Here is a 24605-nt window from a genome sequence, read left to right on the forward strand (position 1 = left end):
AATGAAAAAAATAATAATTATAACAGCAGCTTTTCTAGGTCTTGTTTTTACCGCTTGTGAAAACGAATTGGACTTGAACAGCCCAAATGATATTACAGTTGACCAATATTGGAAAACTGAAAGTGATGCACAAGCCGGTGTAAACTCTATTTATGCCATGTTTTATAAAGACGGATTGTGGGCAAGATGGATTTATTTCCGTCTGGATTTAACTTCTGATGAAGGGTATAGCGTAAGTCCGTGGACAGAATTGGCAGATTGGACAAGATTCAATTATATCAATTATAATTTTTGGGAAGGAAATGCTGTAACATGGAGAGACACTTACAAAGCTATCTTTAGATGCAATCAGGTTTTAGCGAATGTTCCGAATATTGCTTTTCAAAATGAAGAGGATAAAAAGAAAATTATAGCTCAGGCTAAATTTTTCAGAGCATTGCACTATTACTATGCCGCTGTGATTTGGGAAGATATTCCGTTGGTTTTAGATCCGTCAACACCACAAGCTTTGCCACAACAGAAAAAAGTAGATGAAATTTGGGCTCAAGTTGAAAAAGACTTAAATGAAGCTTTTGAAGATTTGCCAAGAGATTGGTCAGCAGATCAGTTAGGAAGACCCGATAAAGGAGCAGCAAAAGCTTTTCTTGCCAAAGTATATATGCAGCAGCACAAATGGCCAGAAGCAAAAACGGCTTTAGAATTTTTAATTTCTGGAGCAGGAGCGAAGTACAGTTTGGTGTCTAACTACCGAGATAATTTTACAGATACAAATGAAAATAATGCTGAATCTGTTTTTGAAATCCAATTTGGAGACCAAAGAAAAGGTGGAACTGGTGAAGATCAAAATGCAGCAGTTTCTAGTAATCGTTCTCAGTTCTTCGCACCAAGAGGAATTGGATGGTCTGACGGACAAGCGCGTATCTGGTTAGTTGACGCCTTTAAACAAGAAAACAATAAAGACGGAAAATTGGATGAAAGATTAAGATGGACTTTATTTTATCCTCAGTTATTAGCTGATTTTGGAGACAAAACCTACGGCAGAAATTGGGAGTGGAACAATAATGAAGCTTGGTTTAGAAAAGGAAGCCGTGATTATTACAGAAATAATGAGGATTACTACAGCCAAGTAAACTACAGATTGGTTCGTTATGCGGATATTTTATTGCGCTACGCGGAAGTTTTAAACGAATTGGGAAGCACTGCTCAAGCATACCAATATATTGATATGGTAAGAACTCGTGCCAACATGAATGCATTGGCAACAGCACATCCTGAAATTGGAAACGATCATGACAAATTCCTAGAGCGTTTGAAAATGGAAAGAGTTTTAGAATTATGTGGCGAAAGTGTTCGTTGGGAAGATTTAAAACGCTGGGGAGACTTAAATTCTCAAGCTTCTGTTGATAAAATTGCTCTTCGTGATCCAGATTTTAAAAACTTCACAGTAGGTAAAAATCACAGAATGCCAATTCCGCAAAGCGATGTAGATAATAATCCAAATCTAGAGCAGAACTCTGGATATTAACGATATGCATTGGGTGAAATTGAACAGAATTTAATTTTAACACATAGAAACATAGTCTTTAGGAATCTATTAAAGGTGTTTCACTTAGAATAATACACATAGCGCTATGTGTTAAAGCTTGCTTTTTCTATAATCTTAAGCAGAATAATAAAAATCTATGCTTCTATGTGTTAAAAATAATTTAACCCAATGTGTTAAAACTGATTTTTTTGAGGGAATCAGCAGAATTAAGTTGATTCCCTTTCATAAAGAACGATTGTTCAAAAAAATAAAATTGAAATGAAGAAAGTAAAATTGTGTCTGACATTTATGTTAGCAGGACTCGTATTGCTTAGCTGCAACAATAAAAAAAGTAATCCTGAAGAAAATAAAAGCGAAACCGCATCAATAGAAAAAAGAGAAATCTGGACAAAAAATCAGGCCAAAAAATGGTATGCAGAACAGCCTTGGTTGGTTGGGGCAAATTATTCTCCTAGCACAGCTATAAATCAGTTAGAGATGTGGCAGGAAGATACTTTTGACCCAAAGAGAATTGATCAAGAATTGGGTTGGGCAGAAAATTTAGGCATGAATGTAATGCGAGTGTATCTGCACGATTTACTACATCAGCAAGACGAAGAAGGGCTATACAAACGCATGGATCAGTTTCTTGAAATTGCTGATAAACATCACATCAAAACCCTTTTTGTTTTATTCGATTCTTGTTGGGATCCGTTTCCAGCTTTAGGAAAACAGCCTGCGCCAAAACCGCATACGCACAATTCAGGCTGGGTTCAGGCTCCAGGACAAAAGGCGCTTCAGGATAAAGCACAATATCCGCGTTTAGAGAAATATGTTAAAGAAACTGTTGCAAAGTTCAAAGATGACAGCCGTATTTTGGGTTGGGATCTTTGGAACGAACCAGATAATATGACTGGACCGTCTTATGAAAAAGTAGAAATTAAAAACAAAGCCGATTTAGTTCTACCTCTTTTAAAAGACATTTTTGTTTGGGCAAGATCAAGCAATCCATCTCAACCATTAACATCTGGAGTTTGGGTTGGAGATTGGAGCGACGAAGCTAAAATGAAGCCAATGCACAAAATGCAGATCGAACAATCAGATATTGTTTCTTTCCACAATTATGATAAACCAGCAGATTTTGAAAGAGTAGTGAAGCAATTACAACGTTACGGAAAACCATTAATCTGTACAGAATATATGGCAAGACCAAACGGAAGCACGTTTGAAGGATTTTTGCCAATTGCGAGAAAATATAATGTCGGTATGATCAATTGGGGATTTGTAGACGGAAAAACGCAAACGAAATATGCTTGGGACAGCTGGACTAAAACCTATACAGCAGAACCAAAAGTATGGTTTCATGAGGTATTGCGCACAGACGGAACGCCATACATAAAAGCTGAAACCGATTTGATTAAGAAAATGACAGCTGAGGCAAACAAAAAGAATTAGAAAATGTGTCAATTTGATAATTAGATAATTTTTTAAATGTGTTAATGGGCTAATTTTCTAATTACCATATTTTCTCATTTTCTAATTATCAAATTGACTAATTGGCACATAAAAAAAACAGCTTATGAAAACAATAAAGAACTTATTTTTTCTAATGATGATTTTGGTCGGTTTTTTTGCGAAAGCACAACAACCAGACCCGCCCGGACAAGTTAAAGGAAACGAGAAACCAAAAAACGAAGCCTATCTTTTTGCACACATGACGCATAACGATTACGGAAGATTATATTATTCTGTAAGTTTGGATGGTTTGCATTGGGAAAATCTGAATAACGGAAAACGAATTTTTGAAGATTATAAGGGGCATCCCGATATCTGCAAAGGCCCAGACGGAAAATATTACATTGCTGGAAATACAGGAGACGATGCAAAAGCAATCAATATCTGGGTTTCGGATGATTTGATTACTTGGAAAAAATATTCCGATTATACGCCCGATTTAAAAAGCACACCAGATTATTCAAACGCTTTGCAGCGAATTGGAGCTCCAAAATTATATTATGATAAAGACTCTCAAAAATTTATCATGACTTGGCATACGCCTCATTTAGAAGGAACAAAAGAAGATGGTGAACGCTATTGGGCAAGCCAGCGAACATTGTATGTTTTGTCTAAAGATTTAAAAACTTTCGAAGGAACTCCAAAACGTTTATTCGATTGGGATATGGGTACAATTGATGTTTTTATTCGTAAAGTCGGCGATTCCTATTACGCTGTGATTAAAGACGAAACGTATCCAACTTTGTATTGGACAACCGGAAAAACCATCCGAATTGCCAAATCAAAATCCCTTTTAGGACCTTATTCTTTGCCCCAGCAATCTATCAGTCCAAACTTCAGAGAAGCGCCAATGCTGATTCCTTCTCCCGATGACAAAATATGGTACATGTATTACGAACAATATCCAGGTGTTTCGTACGGATTATCAATCGCAGATAACCTAAACGGACCTTGGTTTCAAGCCTCAGGCTACACTTTTTTCTCCGATTGGGACAAATACAGTCTCCCAGAAAAAGTACGCCACGGATGCATGATTACAATCTCTAAAAAAGAATACGACAGTTTGGTAAAGAAATTCGGCCTTACAAAGAAGTTATAAGTTATGAATTATGAGTTATGAGTTTTTGTTGTGATGGTTAAGTGGTTATTTATTGAGGAATAAAATATCAATTGGAGATAATTCATAACTCATAATTCATAACTCAAAAATATGGTTAGTTAAGTAGTTTAGTTCAGTAATTATCGGGCTTATGTGGAGATGAGCCCGGTAATTCATTTTTAAATTAGAAGAGTAAATTTTCACCATATAAGTTATATAAGTTCATATTAAGTTTGGTTGTGATTTGAAAGTCAGAATCTTATATTTTTCTTGACAATGCTTAATAACAGTTGCTTAAACTAAAGTGAACTTATATCACTTATATGGTTTAAAATAAAAAAAAACGTATGAGTGTAAAATCTCAAATAGATAGAACATGAAAAGAAAAAGTATCCTTTTTTTAGCCTTGTTTTCCCTTTTTGCTGTAAATGCGCAATGGAAACCGCAAGGAGATAAAATCAAAACCAAATGGGCAGAACAGGTTGATCCGAAGAAAACTTTACCCGAATATCCCCGTCCAATTATGGAGCGTGGTCAATGGAAAAATCTGAATGGTTTGTGGAATTATAGCATTCAAGAATTTGGAAAAGCAGCGACTTCAAAATATGACGGGCAGATTCTGGTTCCGTTTGCAGCCGAATCGAGTTTGTCTGGTGTGATGAAAGAAGTGGGGGCTAAAAACGAACTTTGGTACGAAACCCAATTTTCGATTGAATCGGGCTGGAACGGAAAAAACATCCTTTTGCATTTTGGTGCTGTCGATTGGAAAACAGAGGTTTTTATTAATGATGTAAAAGTCGGTTCGCATACGGGAGGTTATACGCCATTTTCATTTGACATTACGCCATTCATCCAAAAAGGGAAAAATCAGAAATTGGTTGTGAAAGTTTGGGATCCTTCTAATGATGGTCCACAACCGAGAGGAAAACAAGTTAAAAATCCAGAAGGAATTTGGTATACGCCCGTTACGGGAATCTGGCAAACGGTTTGGATTGAGCCTGTAAATGCTAAAAACATCTCAGCATTAAAAACAACGCCAAATATTGATCAAAATACAATCAGCATTAAAGCTGAGGTAAATGGAGCAGAAAAAGGTGATTTAGTTGAAATTTCAGTTTTTGATGGAGGAAAAGAAATTGCTAAAGAAAAAGCCGTTGTGGGCGAAAGCAATGATATTGTTTTGAATAATCCGAAATTGTGGTCACCTGAAAGTCCGTTTTTATATCAGACTAAAATTCGCTTAATCAGCAAAAATAAAGTGGTTGATGAGGTGAAAAGTTATTTTGCGATGCGTAAGATTTCGTCTAAACGCGATGAAAACGGAATTATGAGAATGCAATTGAATAACAAAGATTATTTTCAATTTGGACCTTTAGACCAAGGCTGGTGGCCAGACGGGTTGTACACCGCGCCAACAGATGAAGCATTGAAATACGATATTGTTAAAACCAAAGAATTAGGATTTAATATGATTCGTAAACACGTAAAAGTAGAACCGGAACGTTGGTATACGTATTGCGATCAGTTAGGAATTCTGGTTTGGCAAGATATGCCAAGCGGAGACGATCAGCCAGTTTGGCAAAATAGAAAGTATTTTGAAGGCACAGAATTACAGCGTTCGCCAAAATCAGAAGAAATCTACAGAAAAGAGTGGAGAGAGATTATGGATCATTTGTATTCGTATCCAAGCATTGTGGTTTGGGTTCCGTTTAATGAAGCTTGGGGACAATTTAAAACCGTTGAAATTACAGAATGGACTAAAAATCACGATTCAACACGTCTGATTAATTCTGCAAGCGGAGGAAATCACTTTCAAACGGGAGATATTTTGGATTTGCATAATTATCCTGGTCCAGATATGTATTTGTACGATGCAAGAAGAGTTACGGTCTTGGGAGAGTATGGCGGAATCGGGCTTCCGCTAGAAGGACATCTTTGGAGAGCAAATGACAACTGGGGTTACATCAAATTTAAAAATGAGGCAGAAGTTACCGCCGAATATAAAAAGTACGCGGAAATGCTTCGAAAATACGTTAAAACGGGATTCTCGGCTGCAGTCTATACTCAAACAACAGATGTTGAAGGCGAAGTGAACGGTTTTATGACCTACGACCGAAAAGTTGACAAGATGGATTTTAAAGCGGTAAATAAGATTAATACGGAGGTTATCAATGCTTTGAATGAATAATTTTTAAACACATAGAAACATAGGATTTTATGTTAAAAAAGGAAGTAGAAGAAACTAGTTTGCACACATAGCCCAACAAAGTTTGTCATTTCGAGGAACGAGAAATCGCACTCGAAATTCCGCATAGAAAATCGCCAATCTTTGAGGAATCCCTAGTGTGATTCCTCGTTCCTCGGAATGACAAAAAGATGCCGAACAGCTTTGTGTTCTTCGTCTTCTTCTGAAGTGACCAAGCTGAGAAAAAACCTTTGTGAACTTTGCGAAAAAAACCTTCGTGTCTTTGCGTTAAAAAAAACTCTAAGCTAAAAGCCTAAAACTAATAAAAATGAAAAAATACCTAATTCTTTTGCTGCTTACAACCATAAGTTTTGCGCAGCAAAAAACATTCACAAATCCAATTCTGCCGTCTGGTGCAGATCCTTACAGCACGTATTACAAAGGTTATTATTACTATACCAATACATTGGGAAATAAATTGGTTTTATGGAAAACAAAAGACCTTTCGGATATTAAAAATGCAGAAAGCAAAGTGATTTGGACACCGCCAAAAAACACCAATTATTCGGCAGAAATCTGGGCGCCTGAATTTCATGTCATCAACGGAAAATGGTATTGCTATTTCGCTGCAGATAATGGCGATAACAACAATCACAGGATGTATGTTTTAGAAAATAAATCTTCAGATCCGTTTAAAGGGAATTTTGAATTCAAAGGTAAAATCGCTGCCAAAACCGATAAATGGGCCATTGACGGAAATGTATTCGAATATAAAAAACAGCTGTACATGATTTGGGCAGGCTGGGAAGGAGACAAAAACGGTCAGCAGAATATTTACATTGCCAAAATGAAAAATCCGCTTGAAATTGACGGTGATCGTGTTATGATTTCTGCGCCAACAAATGATTGGGAGACACATGGTGCTTTGCATGATGACGTAAATCCGCCGCAGGTAAATGTGAATGAAGGACCACAGTTTTTGGAAAGAAACGGTAAAATCTTCATTGTTTTTTCTGCTAGCGGATGCTGGACTGATTTTTACGCCTTAGGATTGCTGACTTTCAAGGGCGGAGATAATTTGTTGGACGCTTCTGCTTGGAAAAAATCCCCAGAACCCATTTTCAAACAATCAGAGAAAAATAAAGTTTACGCCCCTGGACATAATTCGTTCTTTAAATCTCCAAACGGAAAAGAAGATTGGATTTTATACCATGCCAATTCGAATCCGGGTGAGGGCTGTGGAAATAAAAGATCTCCAAGAATGCAGAAAATTAATTGGGATGCAAACGGATTTCCAGTTTTAGGTGAGCCCGTGAGTGAAGGAACTCCATTAGCTATTCCATCAAAATAATTAGAAAAGATTTAAACCAGAGAATGAAATTACTTCATTTATCGTAATGACATAAAAATGAAAAATATTCAAATAGCTGCAGTTTTGTTGCTTGCGCTTTTTCAATTCAATTGTAAAAACAGCAAAAAAGACGATTCGGCTTTAAAAGAAAACACTGAAATCAAATCAGATTCTGTAAAAACAGTTTTGGAAACTAAAAACTTCGACACGATAATCGATGGCAAGAAAGTGAGTTTGTATTGGATCGAAAACAAAGGCAAAAAAGCTGCTTTTACCAACTATGGCGGGCGATTAGTAGGTTTGTGGGTGGCAGATAAAAACGGAAAACAAACCGATGTTGTAGTTGGAATGAATAGCGTAAAAGGGTTTAAAAATTCGACTGAACCTTATTTTGGAGCGACAATAGGCAGAGTTGGCAACAGAGTTGCATTAGGTAAGTTTGTGCTTGAAGGCAAGCAATATCAGATTCCATTGAATAATGGAAAGAATGCTTTACACGGTGGTATAAAAGGGTTTCAAGATGTAGTTTGGAATGTGGAAAAGACAGATGAAAAGACCTTGGTTTTTACGTATATTTCTCCAGATGGCGAACAAGGTTTTCCAGGAAATCTGAATGTAAAAGTAACTTATACGCTTACAGATGATAATTCAGTAAAAATGGAATATGAAGCGACAACGGATAAAACTACAATTGTAAATCTAACAAATCATGCTTTTTTCAATTTAAACGGAGAAGGAAGCGGTACGATTTTAAATCACGAATTACAGATTTACGGAGATAAATTTACACCAGTTGATGAAGGTTTGATTCCGACTGGAGAATTAAAATCGGTAAAAAATACGCCGTTTGATTTTGCTTCAAAACACACAATTGGGGAAAGAATTGAAACGAAAGACGAGCAGTTGAAATTTGGAAAGGGTTACGATCATAATTATGTGCTAAATACCGATAAAAAAGACGGATTTGTTCATGCAGCGACGATAAAAGGAGATGTTTCAGGTATTACTTTAGATATTTACACAGAAGAACCTGGATTACAGTTTTATAGCGGAAACTTTATGCAAAGCAAAAACACCTTTAAATCAGGTGCTAAAGATGATTTTAGAACTGCTTTTGCCTTAGAAACCCAGCACTTTCCAGACGCACCAAATCAGCCAGAATTCCCTCAAATAACATTAAAAGCAGGAGAGAAGTACCATACCGTTTCTTTATATCAATTTTCGGCTAAATAGTAATGAGTTTTGAGTTGGAAATTAGGAGTTAGAAAACGTTATGGGAAAGACTTTTTTTTGAAAAATAAAAATGAGTTTTTTGATGAGTTTTTAACAAAATTTGTATCATAGAGGTTTTCTATAGTAATGTTTTAACTATTTGATTTTTAGTTTTTAAATTGAATTAATTAAATAAAAAGTTTAATAATGAAAATAAAAAAATATTTTAGCCTATTAAGTCTATTTTGTGTCTTTATTTGCTGTTCTCAAGAGAAAGAAACGGCGAAAAAAACGCTTTCAAAAGAGAAACCGATCTTGTTGGCAGATCCAACGATTTTTTATGAAAATGGAGTTTATTATTTGTACGGAACAACGACGGGAGATTTTCCTAATGGAGAAGGTTTTCAGGTGTACACTTCTTCCGATTTAAAAAAATGGAATGGTCCATTTGGTGCGCAAAATGGTTTAGCATTAAAAAAAGGAGATGCTTACGGAACAAAAGGTTTTTGGGCGCCACAGGTTTTTAAATACAATAATAAATTTTATATGATTTATACCGCCGATGAGAATATTGCCATCGCCAGCAGTGAAAATCCGATCGGGCCATTTAAAAGCGATTCTAAGGCTCCAATGTTTAATTTGGGCAAACAGATCGATCCGTTTGTTTTTGTTGATCAGGATGGCAAAAAATACCTTTATCACGTGCGTTTGACTGATGGTAACCGAATTTTTGTAGCCGAACTGAAAGATGATTTGTCTGGAATTAAAGAAGAAACGCTTAAAGAATGCATTTCTGGCGTTCTTCCGTGGGAAAATACTCAAAATGTTTCTTGGCCTGTTACAGAAGGGCCAACGGTAATAAAACATAATGATTTGTATTATCTGATCTATTCTGCCAACGATTTTAGAAATCCAGATTATGCAGTGGGCTATGCAACTGCTAAGAGTCCGCTTGGGCCTTGGGAAAAAGCGACAGATAGTCCGATCATTAGTAAAAAAGATGTTGGAATTAATGGAGTTGGCCACGGTGATGTTTTCTATGATAAAAACGGAAAAATGAAATATGTGCTGCATACGCATTTTAGCAATAGCGGGGTTTCACCTCGAAAAGCAGCAATTATTGATATTGATTTTGAAGGAAATAAAATCAAAGCAAATGCTAAAAGTTTTGTTTTGCTGCAAGAATAAAAGCTTTGTGATTTTAGAGTTTATAACGGAAGAAAAGAGATGCTTTGGTACCTCTTTTTTTTGTTTTATGAAAGAAGAAGTTGCAAAGTGTTAATAGAGATATAATTTAAAACGTTGCTTATTTCGTGTCAGATTCGTACATTGTTCCAAAATACAAATCATGACTAAAAAAATAGAAGACTTAATTCCGCATCGTGCTCCATTTCTTTTTGTTGATGAAATTATTTCTTATACAACGGACACAATCATTGGTTTAAAGACGTTTACAGATAAAGATGCCTGGCTTCAGGGCAGTTTTCCGGACTTTAATTTTGTTCCTGGAACGATTTTAATTGAGGCGATGGCGCAGTGTGGAGGTGCAGGGATAAAGCTTTTGGGAATCGCAGATGGCGTTTTTGGCTTGGTGAGTTTGGATAATGTTGAGTTTTTTGGAGGTGTTGAGTTTAATAAACTCGTTAAATTTGTGGTAAAAAACATTCGTACGAGTGAAAAAATCATAAAACAATCAGGCGAAGCTTTTGATGAAGATAAATTGATTATGAAAGGCGAGTGGATGTGTGTGAAGCTGCAGTGATTAAGAATAAAGAAGCAAGAATAAAGAAGCAAGAATAAAGAAGCAAGAATAAAGAAGCAAGAATAAAGAGAAAAGAAGTAAGAAGCAAGAAGCAAGAAGTAAGAAGCAAGAGAAAAAGACTTGATGCTTGCTGGAATAAAGATATTAGAAAAAAGAAGCGTCCTGAGAGTATTTCTTGGGACGCTTTTCTTTTACATTTTTGTGATGATGAATTCGCTTCGGCGGTTGACTTGGTGTTGTGCTTCTGTGCAGGGAACTCCGTTGGAGCAGTTGTTGATTAATTGTGTTTCTCCATAACCGATTGCGCTTTCTATTCTCTCGGGGGCTATTCCTTGAGAAATTATATAATCTCTTGTGGCTTTTGCTCTTCGATCAGACAATTCGAAATTGTATTGGTCATTGGCTCGAGAATCGGTATGCGATTCGATTTTTATAACAACTGTGTTATACTGAGTCATTAAAAGAACCACTTTATTTAATTCTATTGCAGCATCATAACGGATATCGGATTTGTCTAAATCAAAGTATATGATTCCGATTTTTATTTTTAAAACACCATTTTCACGAGCAATTAAAGCTGGATCCAAACCAACAAGAGCTTCTGTTTTTCCTGAACTGTTAGCTGTAACAATTGCTTTCGTACTGCTGTTGTAATTCTCTTTTGAGACTTCGACAGTATAAGGTGTATTGCAATTTACGTTGTTATTAAAGTCGTATTTTCCGTCAAGCTGAGAAACGGTTTCTGCTACTTTTATTCCGTTGGCATTTTTTAAAGTAACCATAGCGCCAGCGATTCTATTGTTTGAAATGGCATCATAAACATAACCGCTTATAGCTTGGTTGCAGGATCTTTCAAAAGAATAAATATCGTCATCGCCTTTTCCTGTTTTTCTGTTGGAAGATACAAAGCCTCTATTGGTCGCTTCGTTTACGATGTAGCCAAAATCATCTCGATTGCTATTTAATGGCGCACCAAGATTGGCAGGCGCACCAAAAGTGCCATCTGTTAATCGGCTTTCAAATACATCTAAGCCTCCCAATCCTAAGAATCCGTCAGAAGAGAAGTAAAGTGCTTCATCTGTGATATATGGAAACATTTCACGGCCAGTTGTATTTATTTTTTCGCCCAAATTTTTAGGTTCAGAGAACTGATTATTGCCTAAAATATCCACTACGAAAATATCTGTAGAACCAATTGTTCCCGGCATATCAGAAACAAAATACAGTTTTTTTCCGTCTTTGCTAACCGAAGGATGTCCAACTGAATAATTGTCGCTGTTAAAGGGCAGTTCTTTTACATCTTTCCAAGAAACGGTTCCATTACTGTTTTCTGTTGCTGTTGCAGAAAAGATTTTGAGGTTGTTAATGCCTTTGCTGTCGCGTTTCAGTTTTCCGTTATAATTATTTCGGGTGAAATAAATCGTTTTTTCGTCTGGAGAAAAAGCTATGCAGGCTTCGTGATATTTTGTACTGATGTCTTTGCCGAAGCGTTCTTTAAAAGTAACATTCGATTGCGTTTCGCTTATTTTTCCCAATTGCATATTCAAGTAAGGCTGATCGTTCCAACCGTATTTGTCTGTTTTCCAATATGAAGAATCAATTGTGGTAGAATATACCAAATCGCCTTTGTAGAACATCGGACCAAAATCAGAATAAGCAGAATTAATGTCTAGGTTTTCAAGTAGAAAAGAAGGTTTTATATTTTCAATGTCTTCTAGAGTCACATTTTTAAGTGAAAAGTTCTTAGCTCTTGGATCTGTTGATTTTTGCTTTTCAGCAAAAGCCTTCATCCATTTTTTTGCCAAATCATAGTTTTGAATTCCTTGCAATGACTGTGCATAACGAAACAGGTATTCGGCAGAAACTTCATTGGGATATTCAGCAATTAGTTTGCCGTACCATTTTGAAGCGCTGGACATTTTGGTGTTAAAATAGTAAGAGTCTCCAAGCCTTTGAAGCGTTTCTTTAGAAGCATCTCCATTATTGATGGAAAGTTCGTACGATTTCGCGGCTTCAACATAATACATCTTATCAAAAAGAGCATCGGCAGTTTTGTTTTTGGTTTGTGAATAAATCAGCTGTATAACCAATAATGCGAGTATAGTAATTGTTCTTTTCATAGACTATCCGTATTAAAAGAATCTTGGTGATTTTAGTCCTTTTTTACGTGAAACCAGTTCAAAACGAAGCATGATTTCATGCGTACCGCTATTGTAATTCTGCAAAGCGGTTGTGGTGTAATCGTAAGCATAACCAGCCATAATCATTGGCGTAATCTGGATTCCGACAAGTCCGCTTACAGAATCTGAAGTACGATAAGAAGCTCCGAGCGTCAATACATTATTGAACATGAAATTGGCTGAAAAATCGGCAATCATTGGCGCTCCAGCAACATATTTTACAAAAACGGCAGGTTTGAATTTGGTATGCGCCGAAAGGTCAAATACAATACCTCCAATAAGATAAACGTGTATTCTCTGATTGACTAAATCTTCGCTGATATCATCATAAGTGTATCGTTCTCGGGTCATGAAATTGGGAATAGAGACTCCTATATAATCTCTTTCTCCATGCCAATACAACCCAGCGCCCACAACAGGTAGAAATTTATTGGTTATGTTTTCACGAAATTGCACATCTGGATCTTTATAGCTTCCTTTAGACCAATCGATATTGATGACGCGCCCGCCGCCTTTTAGACCAAAGGAAAGTTTGTGCGTTTCGCCAGATTTAATGGTGTAAGAGAAGTTTGCATCTAAATACTGTTCTTCTGTGGGTCCGATTTCTTCATTTACAATTGAGATTCCAAGACCGACATTTTTTCCGAGAGGAGTGTCTAATGAAAAACTTTGAGTATCTGGAGCGCCTTCAATACCAACCCATTGCGTTCTGTAAATTCCTGTTATGGCCAAATGTCCTAGAGAACCTGCATAAGCTGAGTTTACGGTCATTGTATTATACATATATTGCGTGTATTGCGGGTCCTGCTGTGCAAAGGCTCCACATATCGAGAATAGAGTAATTATCGCGAAAACCTTTTTTATATTTTTAATCATAGCCAATTCTATTTTGGTTAATCCTATTCTTAAACTTTTCTTTTCTAAATGGGCTTATTTAAGGTAAACCCATCCAGAGGTTTTTTTAGATCCGTCTCCTAAATCAAGAATATAGAAATAGGTGCCTTCAGGAAGCGTTTTGGCTGAGCCATCAGCTTTTCCATCCCAAGTATTTTTATAGCCTTTTTGGTAGTAAACCAAATTACCCCAGCGGTTAAAGATTTCCAGCTGGTTATTAGGATATCTTTCGATACAATCGATATAGAAGAAATCATTTTGGCCATCATCATTTGGTGAAAACTCATTGTAGATTTTCAGACAGTTTGGAGAAACGGTTGCGCTATCCTGATTGTTTGCCGAATTGGTGTCTATCTGATCGAGTTTTGTCAAATGTGCTGTGTTCAGATAATCATTAAAATCGACAACTTTAACCGTTAAAGTCAACGTTTGAGAAGCTCCAGTGTTAATTGATGGAATATCCCAGATGCCCGTTTTAGGATCATAAGTTCCTAATGTTGCAGTTGAACTTACAAATGAGTATCCTTTTGGCAGCGCATCCTGAACTTCTACATTTGTGGCGGTTATACTGCCTCGATTTTCTGCTGTAATGGTAAAGATTACCTGAGAATCCATTGGCACATCGGTTTTATCCACTTCTTTGTTGATGGCTATGTCAGTAGCAGGGATATTGATAAATTCAGAATCTTCATCGTCTTCGCTTTGATCTCCATTATCATTATTTGGAGTAGAATCTGGGTCAAATTGATTGCTTGCGGTCACCTGAGCAATATTGACATAGTCAACACTTTCTAATCCAAGCGGATTGGCAACAGTTGCTTGATAGGTTAACGAAATGCCGCCAACAGGAACTGTTAGGTTTACCCATTTTATCATATTATTGCTGAAAATACCGCCATTATTTATGGCAGAAATATTCTTGTATCCTAGCGGTATAATATCTTCGACTGCAACTCCTGTCGCTGTACTTGGTCCATCATTATTAAGCTGTAACGTGAACGTTACTACTTCGTTTACATTTGCATTTTTATTGCTGACCGTTTTTTCAAGACTTAAATCTGCAATCGCAACATTGATTGTCAAACTGTCATAATCATCTTCCGTTTCAACTCCATTATTTGGCGTCGAATCTGGATCGGGCAGGTTACTGGCAATTACCTCGGTAATGTTTGTAAATTCGCCTGCTGCACCTGTGGGCTTGTTTACTGTGGTGTAAATATCTAACGACTGATTGGTTCCATTTGGAATATTGCCAACGTTCCAGACTCCAGTAATATAGTTATATAAACCGCTTGTTGGACTGCTAGTCTGATAGGTGAATCCAGGCGGTAAAAGATCTTTAACTCTTACGCCAGTCGCATCTGCAGGACCATCATTAGTAACGGTTACAGTGAAAATAACTGTTGAGCCAACATCATATACTGCGTTTTGATTTAGCGCAGTTTTACTGATAGACAAATCTGCCATTACTATTACAGGCGTAACAGAAATACTGTCATAATCGTCTTCCGTAGTAACACCGTTGCCAGGTGTACTGTTTGGATCAAATTGATCAGCGGTCATGATTTCTGCTATATTTAGATATTCATCTGGTGTGCCTGTCGGACTTTTTACAAAAACATTTAACAAAAGCGTATGACTATTTCCAGGCAGGATAACACCAGGATTCCATTCACCAGTCGTGCTATTGTAGGCTCCAGAAGTAGAATTATAAAATACATAATCATATCCAGACGGCAACACATCTTTTACTGTAACTCCAGTTGCGTTGCTTGGACCTGAATTGGTCACTGTGATTGAGAATGAAATCTGAGATCCAACAGCTGGAGTTAGATTGTTATTGATTACTTTTTTCTCAAGAGATAAGTCGGCTAGCGCAGGAACTGGACTTAGCAATATTGAGCTAATATCGTCTTCACCTGGTGCATTATTATTTGGAGTTGAATCAGGATCTAATTCATTAGAAGCATAAACTTCGGCTACATTTTGATAAACTCCTGTTGTATTGACTTTTGCGCCTATTAGTAAGGATTCTGAAGCTCCGTTTGGTATTGTGCCGATATCCCAAATTCCTGTTGTGTTATAATATTGTCCCGCTGTTGAGCTATAAACTACATATTCATAACCGCTTGGTAGCATATCAATTACTTTTACTCCAGTTGCATTTTGTGGGCCACTGTTTGTTACGGTTATTTCGAATGTAACAGTTGCTCCAAAAATTGGACTTAAGTTTCCGCCGACAACAGTTTTAACAAGAGATAAGTCAGCCATTGGAGGCGTAGGGGTGGTTATAACGCTGGAATAATCATTTTCGGTAGGAACGCCATTGCCAGGAGTTGAATTAGGGTCTGGCAGACTGCTTGCAGTTACTTCGGCAATATTTGTATAATTTCCTGTTGCATTTACGATGGCTGTTAATTGAAGTGTTTGTGAATCTCCATTTATTAACGAGCCAATAGTCCATTTTCCTGTTACATTGTTATAGGTTCCTTTTGTAGCGGTAAAACTAGAAAATGTATATCCAGAAGGCAGCAAATCTGTCACTTCAACACTTCTTGTATCATGTGGGCCCTCATTGTTTATCACTATTTCAAAAGTTATTGAAGATCCGATTAATGGAGTAGTATTATTGACTTTTTTAGTTAACGATAAATCCGCAACCAACATGATTGGATTAGTTGTGACTGCTCCATAATCATCTTCTGTTGGAACACCATTTCCTGGAGTTGAATTAGGGTCAGGGAAACTACTTGCAGTAACTTCGGCTATATTTTCATAATTTCCAGACGGGTTTACAATAGCAGTAACTCTTAGAGTTTCCGAATCGCCATTATTTAATGATCCGACTGTCCATTTTCCAGTAGCGTTGTCATAAACTCCTTTGGTTGTACTATAATTTATGAATCGGTATCCTGATGGAAGTAAATCAGTCACTTCGACATTGGAATTATCTCTAGGTCCTTTATTGTTTACAATAATTTCAAAAGTAACCAAAGCACCTACCAATGGAGTTAAATTATTAACTGTTTTTGTTAATGATAAATCAGATAATTGAATTGGGGGGTTAGGCGCTGTTACTGTAATTTGGGCTGTAGCATAATCATCTTCTGTTGGAACTCCATTATTTGGAGTTGAATCTGGATCAGGAAGATCCGCAGCTGTAACTTCAGCAATATTAACATAGTTTCCAACTGCACTCGCCAATGCTTTAATTTGTAAGGTTTCAGATTGTCCTGTGTTTAAGTTACCTACATTCCATAATCCTGTTAAAGAATTATATGTTCCTGTAGAAACAGTGTATGATTCAAAAGTACAGCCTGCAGGCAATAGATCAGTGACTTGTATGCCAGTATTATTTTGAGGGCCACTATTTGTAACTACAATTTCAAAAGTGACAAAAGTATCTAAAAGAGGAGTAGAATAATTTACTGTTTTGGTCAATGACAAATCAGATGATTGTGTTATCGGTGTTGTTAACACTTCAGCATAATCGTCTTCAGATGTGATGCCGTTATTTGGAGTAGAATCAGGATCTGGCTGACTGCTATCTGTGATTTCTGCAGTATTGACATAATTTCCTGCAGCATTAACTACAGCGGTTATCTGTAAAGTATGATTTGATGCAACAGGCATACTTCCAATAGACCAAATTCCTGTTAAAGCATCATAACTTCCAGCTGTTGCAGTGTAAGATGCATACGTGTAGCCTGAAGGCAATAAATCGGTTACTGTTACATTATCTGTGGCTTGCGGTCCTGCATTGTTTACCTGAAGGCTGAAAGTTACTTGAGAGCCCACAAGAGGTGTAGCATTACTTACTGTTTTAGCTAACGATAAATCGGCAGATGTTGCTATTGGCGTTGTTGAAGCTTCTGCATAATCGTCTTCAGTTGTAATACCGTTATTCGGAGTCGAATCTGGATCAGGCTGACTGCTGGCTGTGATTTCTGCACTATTAGTATAATTTCCTGCTGCATTAACCAAAGCTGTTATCTGCAAAGTATAAGAATCTGTGACAGGCATATTTCCAACATCCCAAAGCCCTGTGCTAGGATCATAAGTTCCAGTTGTAGCGCTGTATGACACGTATGTATAGCCCGTAGGGAGCAAATCTGTAACGGTAACACCGTCTGCTTCTTGCGGACCTGAATTCGTTACCTGAAGGCTGAAAGTTACTTGAGAACCTACAAGTGGAGTAGTATTGCTCACTGTTTTGGTTAGCGATAAATCTGCTGACGTTGGAATCGGTGTTGTCGTTACTTCTGCGTAATCATCTTCTGTCGTAATTCCGTTATTTGGCATTGAATCTGGGTCGGGAAGATTGGCAGCAGTTACTTCGGCTTTATTAAGATAAACGCCGCTTGGATTAACTCGTGCAACAATTTGAAGCGTTTCAGAATCGCCAGCCACTAAATTGCCGACTGTCCATATTCCTGTAGCAGTATCGTAAGTTCCTGTTGAAACTGTAAATCCTGTAAAAGTGTAACCAGACGGAAGCAAATCAGTCACTTGCACGCCAAAATTATCCTGAGGCCCATTATTGGTTACCACAATTTCAAAAGTAGCAATTGATCCTACTAAAGGTGTCGGATTGTTAACTGTTTTGGTTAATGATAAATCAGAAGATTGCGGAATAGGAGTAGTGGTTGCCGTTCCGTAATCGTCTTCAGTCGGTACTCCGTTATTTGGAGTCGAGTCAGGATCAGGAGTATCACTGTTGGTAACTTCAGCAATATTAGTGTAATCTCCTGTTGGGTTTACTATAGCATTAATCTGTAATGTTTCAGATTCGCTGTTTCTTAATATGTCTAATGTCCATAAACCGGTTGCATTATCATAAGTTCCACTCGTTGCATTAAAATTGTTGAAAGTATAACCAGAAGGCAATAGATCGGTTACTTGAACAAGCGCTGCATCCTGCGGTCCGCTGTTTGTTGTTATAATGGTGAAAGTAACCATAGAACCAACCAGCGGGGTTGCATTGCTAACAGATTTTGTCAATGATAAATCTGCCGATGGCGGAATAGGAGTTACAATAGCATTGTCTTCATCATCCTCGCTTTGATCTCCATCGTCATTATTAGGCGTACTATCAGGATCGGGAAGATCACTCGCTGTAACTTGCGCAATATTAAGATAATCGCCTGTAGACAGTACTTTTACATCCAAAATAAGAGATTCAGAAACGCCAGAATCAACAGTGCCCACACTCCATATACCGGTCGTACTGTCGTACAAACCAGCAGAAGAGCTATAATTTACATATTGATAGCCTGAAGGGAGCAAATCGGTTACTTGCACACCAGTTGCATTATTCGGGCCGTCATTCTTAATAATAAGTTCAAAAGAAATCTGGCTGCCAACTACTGGACTTGTATTGCCCGCAACTACATTTTTTACCAGAGATAAATCAGCAGAAGGGCCAATGAAAGTAATTTCCGCATCATCTTGATCATCTTCAGTAGGAACATTGTTATTCGGAACACTGTCAGGGTCTGGCAGATCGCTGGTTATGACTTGAGCAACATTAAGGTAGTTTCCTAAAGGATTGACGATAGCACTAAATGTCAGATCTATATTTGAATTGGCAGGAATATATAGATTTCTCCATTCTAGAGTAGCTGTAGCCACTTGATAGGTACCACCGTTTGATACAGAACCAGGAATTAAAGTATAGCCTACAGGAATAATATCCCTTACACCAACTCCAGTTGCGTTTCCAGGCCCTAAGTTGGTCAAGTTTACAGTAAAGTTAACTTGTTCTCCAGCCGCGGCAGAAGTAGGAGTGACGGATTTGGTAAGTTCCAAATCCGCTTGTTTTAGAGAAACAGAGGCTGTGGATATATCATCTTCTGTTGTCACACCATTTCCAGGAGTACTGTCAGGATCGAACTGATGGGCAGTCTGTATTTCTGCCGTATTAAAGTAATCGTTCATTGATGTCACGACATTCACTTTAGCGGTAATCTGTAAAGAAAGAGTGTTTCCATTGTTCAAATTGCCAACATTCCAAATTCCTGTTAGGCTATTGTATTTTCCTGCTCCATTGTCACTTACATAAGTATATCCAGGAGGCAATTTGTCTGAAACCGTTATTCCAGTAGCATTATTCGGTCCGCTGTTAGTTACTGAAATGGTAAAAATAACATTGTCATTTATACTGACGGTAGTAGGAGAAACTGTTTTTTTAAGCGACAAATCGGCCAAATCAAGCACTACTGTAGCGCTGTCTTGATCATCTTCGGTAGGGTCTTGATTGTTTGGCGTGCTATCTGGATCAAATTGGTCTGAAGCAATAACCTCTGCAGTATTTACATAAGATCCGCCAGAAGGTAATATAGTGGCTTTGAATGATAAGTTTAAAATGCTGCCGCTAGGAATTGTTAAACCACTCCATGTAATAGTATTGTCGCCAACATTATATATTCCTGCAGAAGTGACAGATCCCGCAACAAGTGCAAATCCTAATGGTATATGGTCACGTATTGCAACATTTGTAGCCGTTACAGACCCGCCTAGTGCATTGTTGTTAAAAACATTTATATTAAAAGTAACCACATCGCCAGCGCTTCCTGTTGTAGGGGTTACTGTTTTGGTTAATTCAAGATCTGCGACAGCCAATATTCTAAGAGTCATTGTGTCTGATGAAACGGCACAATTTCCGTTTGTTACGCTCCATTGCAGTGTATATATGCCAGGAATGGTTCCTGTTACAGCTGTTGTTGGACTAGTAGGATTGGTAAATCCGATTGTACTCGGGCCTGAAGTCTGAGTCCAGGTTCCTGTGCCGACTGTTGGAGCAACCGCATTCATATTGATAGTTGAAAACTGAGGAACGATCTGATCTGGTCCTGCATTGGCAGTTGAAGGCTGTTCGTATATGGTTACAAGAACCGTATCCTCAGAAAAACATCCATTTAAATTGGCAGTTGTAACCGTCCATTTAAACTCATAAGCGCCAGGTATAAGTCCTAGCATTAAGGAATTTTCATTATTTGGCGATGCTATGCCAGCCGAATTTGGACCAGAAACCTGTGTCCATGTTCCTATACCTGATGTTACTGCAACCGCATTCATAGTGGCGCTGGTAGCATTACAGAGTTCTTGATCAGGTCCCGCGTTGGCTATAGATGGCGGTACATCATTAAAAGTTATTTCTACCTGATCTGATGTAGGCTGACATAATGAAGGATTCGTAAATGGACCATTAGTCACGGTCCATGTTAAGATATAAGTTCCTAAAACATTAATATTTGATAAAGTAGTAACTGGGCTGTTTGGATTGTCAATTACAGCATTTCCTCCAGGAGGCTGAGAGAAAAAGGTCCATGTTCCTATACCTACTGTTGGAGGAACTGCCGCCGTTTTATAAGTAGTCTGACAGGCAACGGTATCGTCTGGACCTGCATTGGCCGTACTTGGAGGCGCATTCATTTCTATTCGGACAATATCAGAAAGAGTTCGGCAATTGTTGCTTTGAAATACCCATTCGAGAATATAAAGCCCAGGAACAGTTAAATTTGAAACCGTTGTCAATGGCGCTGATGGAGTGTCAATAACCGCGACACTTCCTGATGGCTGATAGACAAATCGCCATTCAAAGGTTGTAACATCTGGAGGAGGAGTATTTCCGCTCATTGTAGCAACACCTCCAACATCACTAATACACAGAGTTTGGTCTGGTCCAGCATTAGGGTCAATGCTAGCGCCACTAAAAATAGTAATATTTACAGAATCTGAAGTTCCAGTACATGTACCGCCATTTGGAAATGTAGTGGTATTGGTGGTGAATGTAAATACATAATCGTTTCCGGGAACTACAGTTGCATTGGCAATGTAGCTATTTGATGGAGATTGTGTGATTATAACATCAGCAGGGTTTCCTGTTGTACTCGTCAGTGACCAAGTTCCTGTTGAATTTTCGTTGGCTATAAGCTGTACACTTGTAACATCACAATAGGTTTGGTCTTGTCCCGCATTTGCTGCTGGGTCAACCACTACGACTACATCATCAAAACTGCCTGGGCATAAAAAGATGCTTTTTGCAGTTATCGTCCATCTAAATGTATATGTCCCTGCTATAAGACCATTAATTTCGGTATTCGGATTGGAAGGCTCTACAATTAGAGGCTGATTGGGTGAACCAGTAAGTACAGACCACTGGCCTGATTCGAAAAAGCTATCATAGGCATTGCCTGCCATGGTAACTGTACTGTTGTTGCATATATTTTGATCTGGACCTGCTGCAGCCTGATGCGGAGGAAGTCCGATAGTTAGATTGATATCATCAAATGCCTGACCGCAAATACCGGCATCAACTGTCCATCTGAAAATGTAATATCCACTGTATGAGAAAGTAAAAACAGCATTTGGATCATGAATATCACTTATAGTGTAATTCCCGACGCCAGAAATTCTGCTCCATGTGCCTGTTGATCCGCCACTTTGTGTAGCAGCCATTGTTACCGTATCGCCGCATGTTTCCTGATCTGGACCTGCATTAGCAACTGGAGGAGTTTCTGCAACTGTCACAGATACGCTACTTTCGCTCGGAAGACAGGTTCGGAACCTAGAAATAATTGACCATGTAAAAATATAGGTTCCGTTTCCAGGAACGGTTACTATTGTATTTGGATCATTTACGTCTGCAAAAACAACGCCAGCCGATGGCTCTACGCTCCAAGTACCAAAATCAGTTAGTACTGGTGTATTTCCGCTAAGATTAAAAGTGGTTGTGCCTGAAGAATAACACGCATCTGGTCCTGCATCTGATGTTGTCGGTGCATTGTTATTATTCGTTACAATTGTTACAGTATCAGAAACAGATCCACCGCAAGAAGGTCCTGGATGCGAATAAGCAACAGTCCATTGCAATTCATATGTAGAGGATGGCGTTATAAATCCAGAGGCAATGGCATTTGGATTATTTACATCTGAAAAAGTAATTACATCGGGACCTGAAATCTGACTCCAAGTTCCAAATTCACCAGCTGAGGCTTGGACAGCCATAAGGGGAACCTGCGAACCAGCACAGGTAACTTGGTCAACTCCAGCATCGACATTATCTATTGAACTATCCGAAACGTAAACGGTTACCGTTGCCACAGAAAAACCACAAGTAGCACCGCCGCCTTTTGTAATATATTGAAAAACGTAGGTTCCTGAAATAAGATTACTTACGGGCGTATCAACCGCAAAATTATCGGCAATTGTAGCTGTATTGGGACCGCTCAGCTGACTCCAAAAATGCAAGCCGTCATCTGTGCTAACTCCAGAAAGAATAGTAGAGGTGTCTCCACAAGGCAGACTAACATCAGTTCCTGCATTTGATGGAGTAGGATCTCCAGAAACCAAAATATTAAGAGTGTCAAAACCGAAATCACATTCAACAGCTAGAGCTCCAGTTTGTTTCCTGATAAATTCAACTGTATATTCTCCGGGAGCAGTAAGTGTTAAGGTTAGAGAATTTCCAACGTCTGTCAAAGCAGTAGGAAATGGCCCTAAAGGAGAGAGTGGAGGACCACTTACAATACGGTATTGATTGGAACCAGTTCCAGTTACCGCAAGCGGAATTGTGAATACCGTTGCGTTACAGCTTCCAACAATATCTTTACCATCATTTGCTACAATCGTTCTAGTTGCGCCATTATACTGTACAATATAATCCTTGGTAAAAATACAACCTGTATTATTGTTTGTAAGAGTATAACGGAAACGATACGGATCACCTCCTTGAAAAATATTGGTTACCAATGTTGTAGGATTGTTTGGCGATACAATTACGGCACCACTGTCACCAGAAATTTGAGACCAAGCAACAGTTTCGCCTGCATACAAAGGCGATTGTGCAACAAGAGTAACCTGATTTATAGTGTTGTCGCAAAAGTATATGTTTTCGTCTCCACCAGGCAGCTGCGTTACATCCTGAGTTGCAGGTGGTACAGTAATTACAACTGTATCATTTCCAGAAGCACAAGGTCCTGTGACAGTCCATCTGAACGTATAAGTTCCTTCAACTAAATTTGAAACACTTGTATTATTTGCATTTGGATTATTTATAGTTGGCGTATTTGGTCCGCTCACAAATGTCCATTGTCCATTTTGTCCGTTAAGTCCGCAACCTCCATAGGTAGCATTTAAATTAGTGGATTGCGTTGTAGTGTAACAATTGCTTAAAGTCTGATCTGGACCTGCCGATACAGGCTTTACACCTCCATAATTGGTCACTGTTATCTGAGAAGTGGTTCTACAGCGCTGTCCCGGAGCATATTCTGGTCCTTCAATAACCCATTGAAGTGTCGTAACACCGCAGCTTGTGTCAGGCAGACTGATTGTTGAAGTGGCTAAATTTGGAAAATTAATTACAACTCCGGCGTTATTTGCGCCCACGATTTCCCAATATCCTGTTTCTCCAGTATTTTGAGGAGTGTTTGCAATAATCGCTAATGTTCCGTTATTATTTGGACAGCTTGCTATATTCGCGCCAGCATTGGCTATTGTTATGGGTTTTACATTAACAACCTTATCCTGATAGGATACAATACCATCGCTGCAGGTTGCGCTGTATCTAAAAATATAGGTATTGCCTCCCGTATAGCCAGAAACAGTTGTACTCATACTTGTTGGCGAATTGATAGTTACAGCTGGACCCGAAATTTGTGTCCATTTGACTGTGCCGATAATCGGGCTTGGATTGTTGCCCGTTAAAACCAATGCGTCGGTTTCACAAATAGTAACATTCAATACTCCTGCATTTACAGTACAGTTTTGTGCATTGATTTGAAAAATTGAAAGAAAAATGAATACAGCAGCAAAAGCCAGTTTTTTTGATAAAGTGCAAATTCTCCAAGAAAAATAAAATTGTGCCATAAGCAATCAGGAA

The 24605-nt window shown here is 38.2% G+C and carries 11 protein-coding genes; 8 read left to right on the forward strand and 3 right to left on the reverse strand.

Annotated features, from left to right (window positions below; all coding sequences use genetic code 11):
* Position 1: 1 nt before the first annotated feature.
* The 8 genes from ACNRYB_RS14055 (at position 2) to ACNRYB_RS14090 (ending at position 10649) form a co-directional block, all read left to right on the forward strand.
* Positions 2–1525 carry a RagB/SusD family nutrient uptake outer membrane protein gene (locus ACNRYB_RS14055; protein ID WP_473727618.1) on the forward strand — a complete coding sequence of 508 codons (1524 nt, stop codon included), beginning with the start codon at positions 2–4 and terminating at the stop codon, positions 1523–1525.
* Positions 1526–1804: 279 nt separating this feature from the next.
* On the forward strand, positions 1805–2980 hold the full coding sequence (locus tag ACNRYB_RS14060) for a cellulase family glycosylhydrolase (protein WP_473727619.1): 1176 nt from the start codon (positions 1805–1807) through the stop codon (positions 2978–2980).
* Positions 2981–3104: 124 nt separating this feature from the next.
* Positions 3105–4139, forward strand: coding sequence for a glycoside hydrolase family 43 protein (locus tag ACNRYB_RS14065; protein ID WP_473727620.1), 1035 nt, complete (start codon positions 3105–3107; stop codon positions 4137–4139).
* A 376-nt stretch (positions 4140–4515) separates the two neighbouring features.
* Positions 4516–6327: a glycoside hydrolase family 2 protein gene (locus ACNRYB_RS14070; protein ID WP_473727621.1), complete on the forward strand. Its 1812-nt coding sequence runs from the start codon at positions 4516–4518 to the stop codon at positions 6325–6327.
* Between the two features lie 325 nt (positions 6328–6652).
* Positions 6653–7675, forward strand: a complete 1023-nt coding sequence (locus tag ACNRYB_RS14075) for a glycoside hydrolase family 43 protein (RefSeq protein WP_473727622.1) — start codon at positions 6653–6655, stop codon at positions 7673–7675.
* Positions 7676–7732: 57 nt separating this feature from the next.
* On the forward strand, positions 7733–8908 hold the full coding sequence (locus ACNRYB_RS14080; RefSeq protein WP_473727623.1) for an aldose epimerase family protein: 1176 nt from the start codon (positions 7733–7735) through the stop codon (positions 8906–8908).
* Between the two features lie 186 nt (positions 8909–9094).
* Positions 9095–10075: a glycoside hydrolase family 43 protein gene (locus tag ACNRYB_RS14085; RefSeq protein WP_473727624.1), complete on the forward strand. Its 981-nt coding sequence runs from the start codon at positions 9095–9097 to the stop codon at positions 10073–10075.
* 160 nt (positions 10076–10235) lie between these two features.
* Positions 10236–10649: a 3-hydroxyacyl-ACP dehydratase FabZ family protein gene (locus ACNRYB_RS14090; protein WP_473727625.1), complete on the forward strand. Its 414-nt coding sequence runs from the start codon at positions 10236–10238 to the stop codon at positions 10647–10649.
* 191 nt (positions 10650–10840) lie between these two features.
* Here ACNRYB_RS14090 and ACNRYB_RS14095 read toward each other — a convergent pair whose 3' ends face one another.
* Genes ACNRYB_RS14095 through ACNRYB_RS14105 form a run of 3 tightly spaced genes read right to left on the reverse strand, consistent with a single transcriptional unit; the run spans position 10841 to position 24592 of the window.
* Positions 10841–12769 carry an OmpA family protein gene (locus ACNRYB_RS14095; RefSeq protein WP_473727626.1) on the reverse strand — a complete coding sequence of 643 codons (1929 nt, stop codon included), beginning with the start codon at positions 12767–12769 and terminating at the stop codon, positions 10841–10843.
* Positions 12770–12781: 12 nt separating this feature from the next.
* Positions 12782–13705 (reverse strand): PorP/SprF family type IX secretion system membrane protein, encoded by a 924-nt coding sequence (locus tag ACNRYB_RS14100; protein WP_473727627.1) that lies wholly within the window; start codon positions 13703–13705, stop codon positions 12782–12784.
* A gap of 54 nt (positions 13706–13759) precedes the next feature.
* Positions 13760–24592, reverse strand: coding sequence for a PKD domain-containing protein (locus ACNRYB_RS14105; RefSeq protein ID WP_473727628.1), 10833 nt, complete (start codon positions 24590–24592; stop codon positions 13760–13762).
* Positions 24593–24605: the final 13 nt, after the last annotated feature.

The sequence above is a fragment of the Flavobacterium sp. CR10 genome (assembly GCF_055814415.1).

Excerpts from the sequence above, each read along its gene's own strand:
- ACNRYB_RS14055 (WP_473727618.1), top strand. The coding sequence starts at position 2 with ATGAAAAAAATAATAATTATAACAGCAGCTTTTCTAGGTCTTGTTTTT.
- ACNRYB_RS14060 (WP_473727619.1), top strand. The coding sequence starts at position 1,805 with ATGAAGAAAGTAAAATTGTGTCTGACATTTATGTTAGCAGGACTCGTA.
- ACNRYB_RS14065 (WP_473727620.1), top strand. The coding sequence starts at position 3,105 with ATGAAAACAATAAAGAACTTATTTTTTCTAATGATGATTTTGGTCGGT.
- ACNRYB_RS14070 (WP_473727621.1), top strand. The coding sequence starts at position 4,516 with ATGAAAAGAAAAAGTATCCTTTTTTTAGCCTTGTTTTCCCTTTTTGCT.
- ACNRYB_RS14075 (WP_473727622.1), top strand. The coding sequence starts at position 6,653 with ATGAAAAAATACCTAATTCTTTTGCTGCTTACAACCATAAGTTTTGCG.
- ACNRYB_RS14080 (WP_473727623.1), top strand. The coding sequence starts at position 7,733 with ATGAAAAATATTCAAATAGCTGCAGTTTTGTTGCTTGCGCTTTTTCAA.
- ACNRYB_RS14085 (WP_473727624.1), top strand. The coding sequence starts at position 9,095 with ATGAAAATAAAAAAATATTTTAGCCTATTAAGTCTATTTTGTGTCTTT.
- ACNRYB_RS14090 (WP_473727625.1), top strand. The coding sequence starts at position 10,236 with ATGACTAAAAAAATAGAAGACTTAATTCCGCATCGTGCTCCATTTCTT.
- ACNRYB_RS14095 (WP_473727626.1), bottom strand. The coding sequence starts at position 12,769 with ATGAAAAGAACAATTACTATACTCGCATTATTGGTTATACAGCTGATT.
- ACNRYB_RS14100 (WP_473727627.1), bottom strand. The coding sequence starts at position 13,705 with ATGATTAAAAATATAAAAAAGGTTTTCGCGATAATTACTCTATTCTCG.
- ACNRYB_RS14105 (WP_473727628.1), bottom strand. The coding sequence starts at position 24,592 with ATGGCACAATTTTATTTTTCTTGGAGAATTTGCACTTTATCAAAAAAA.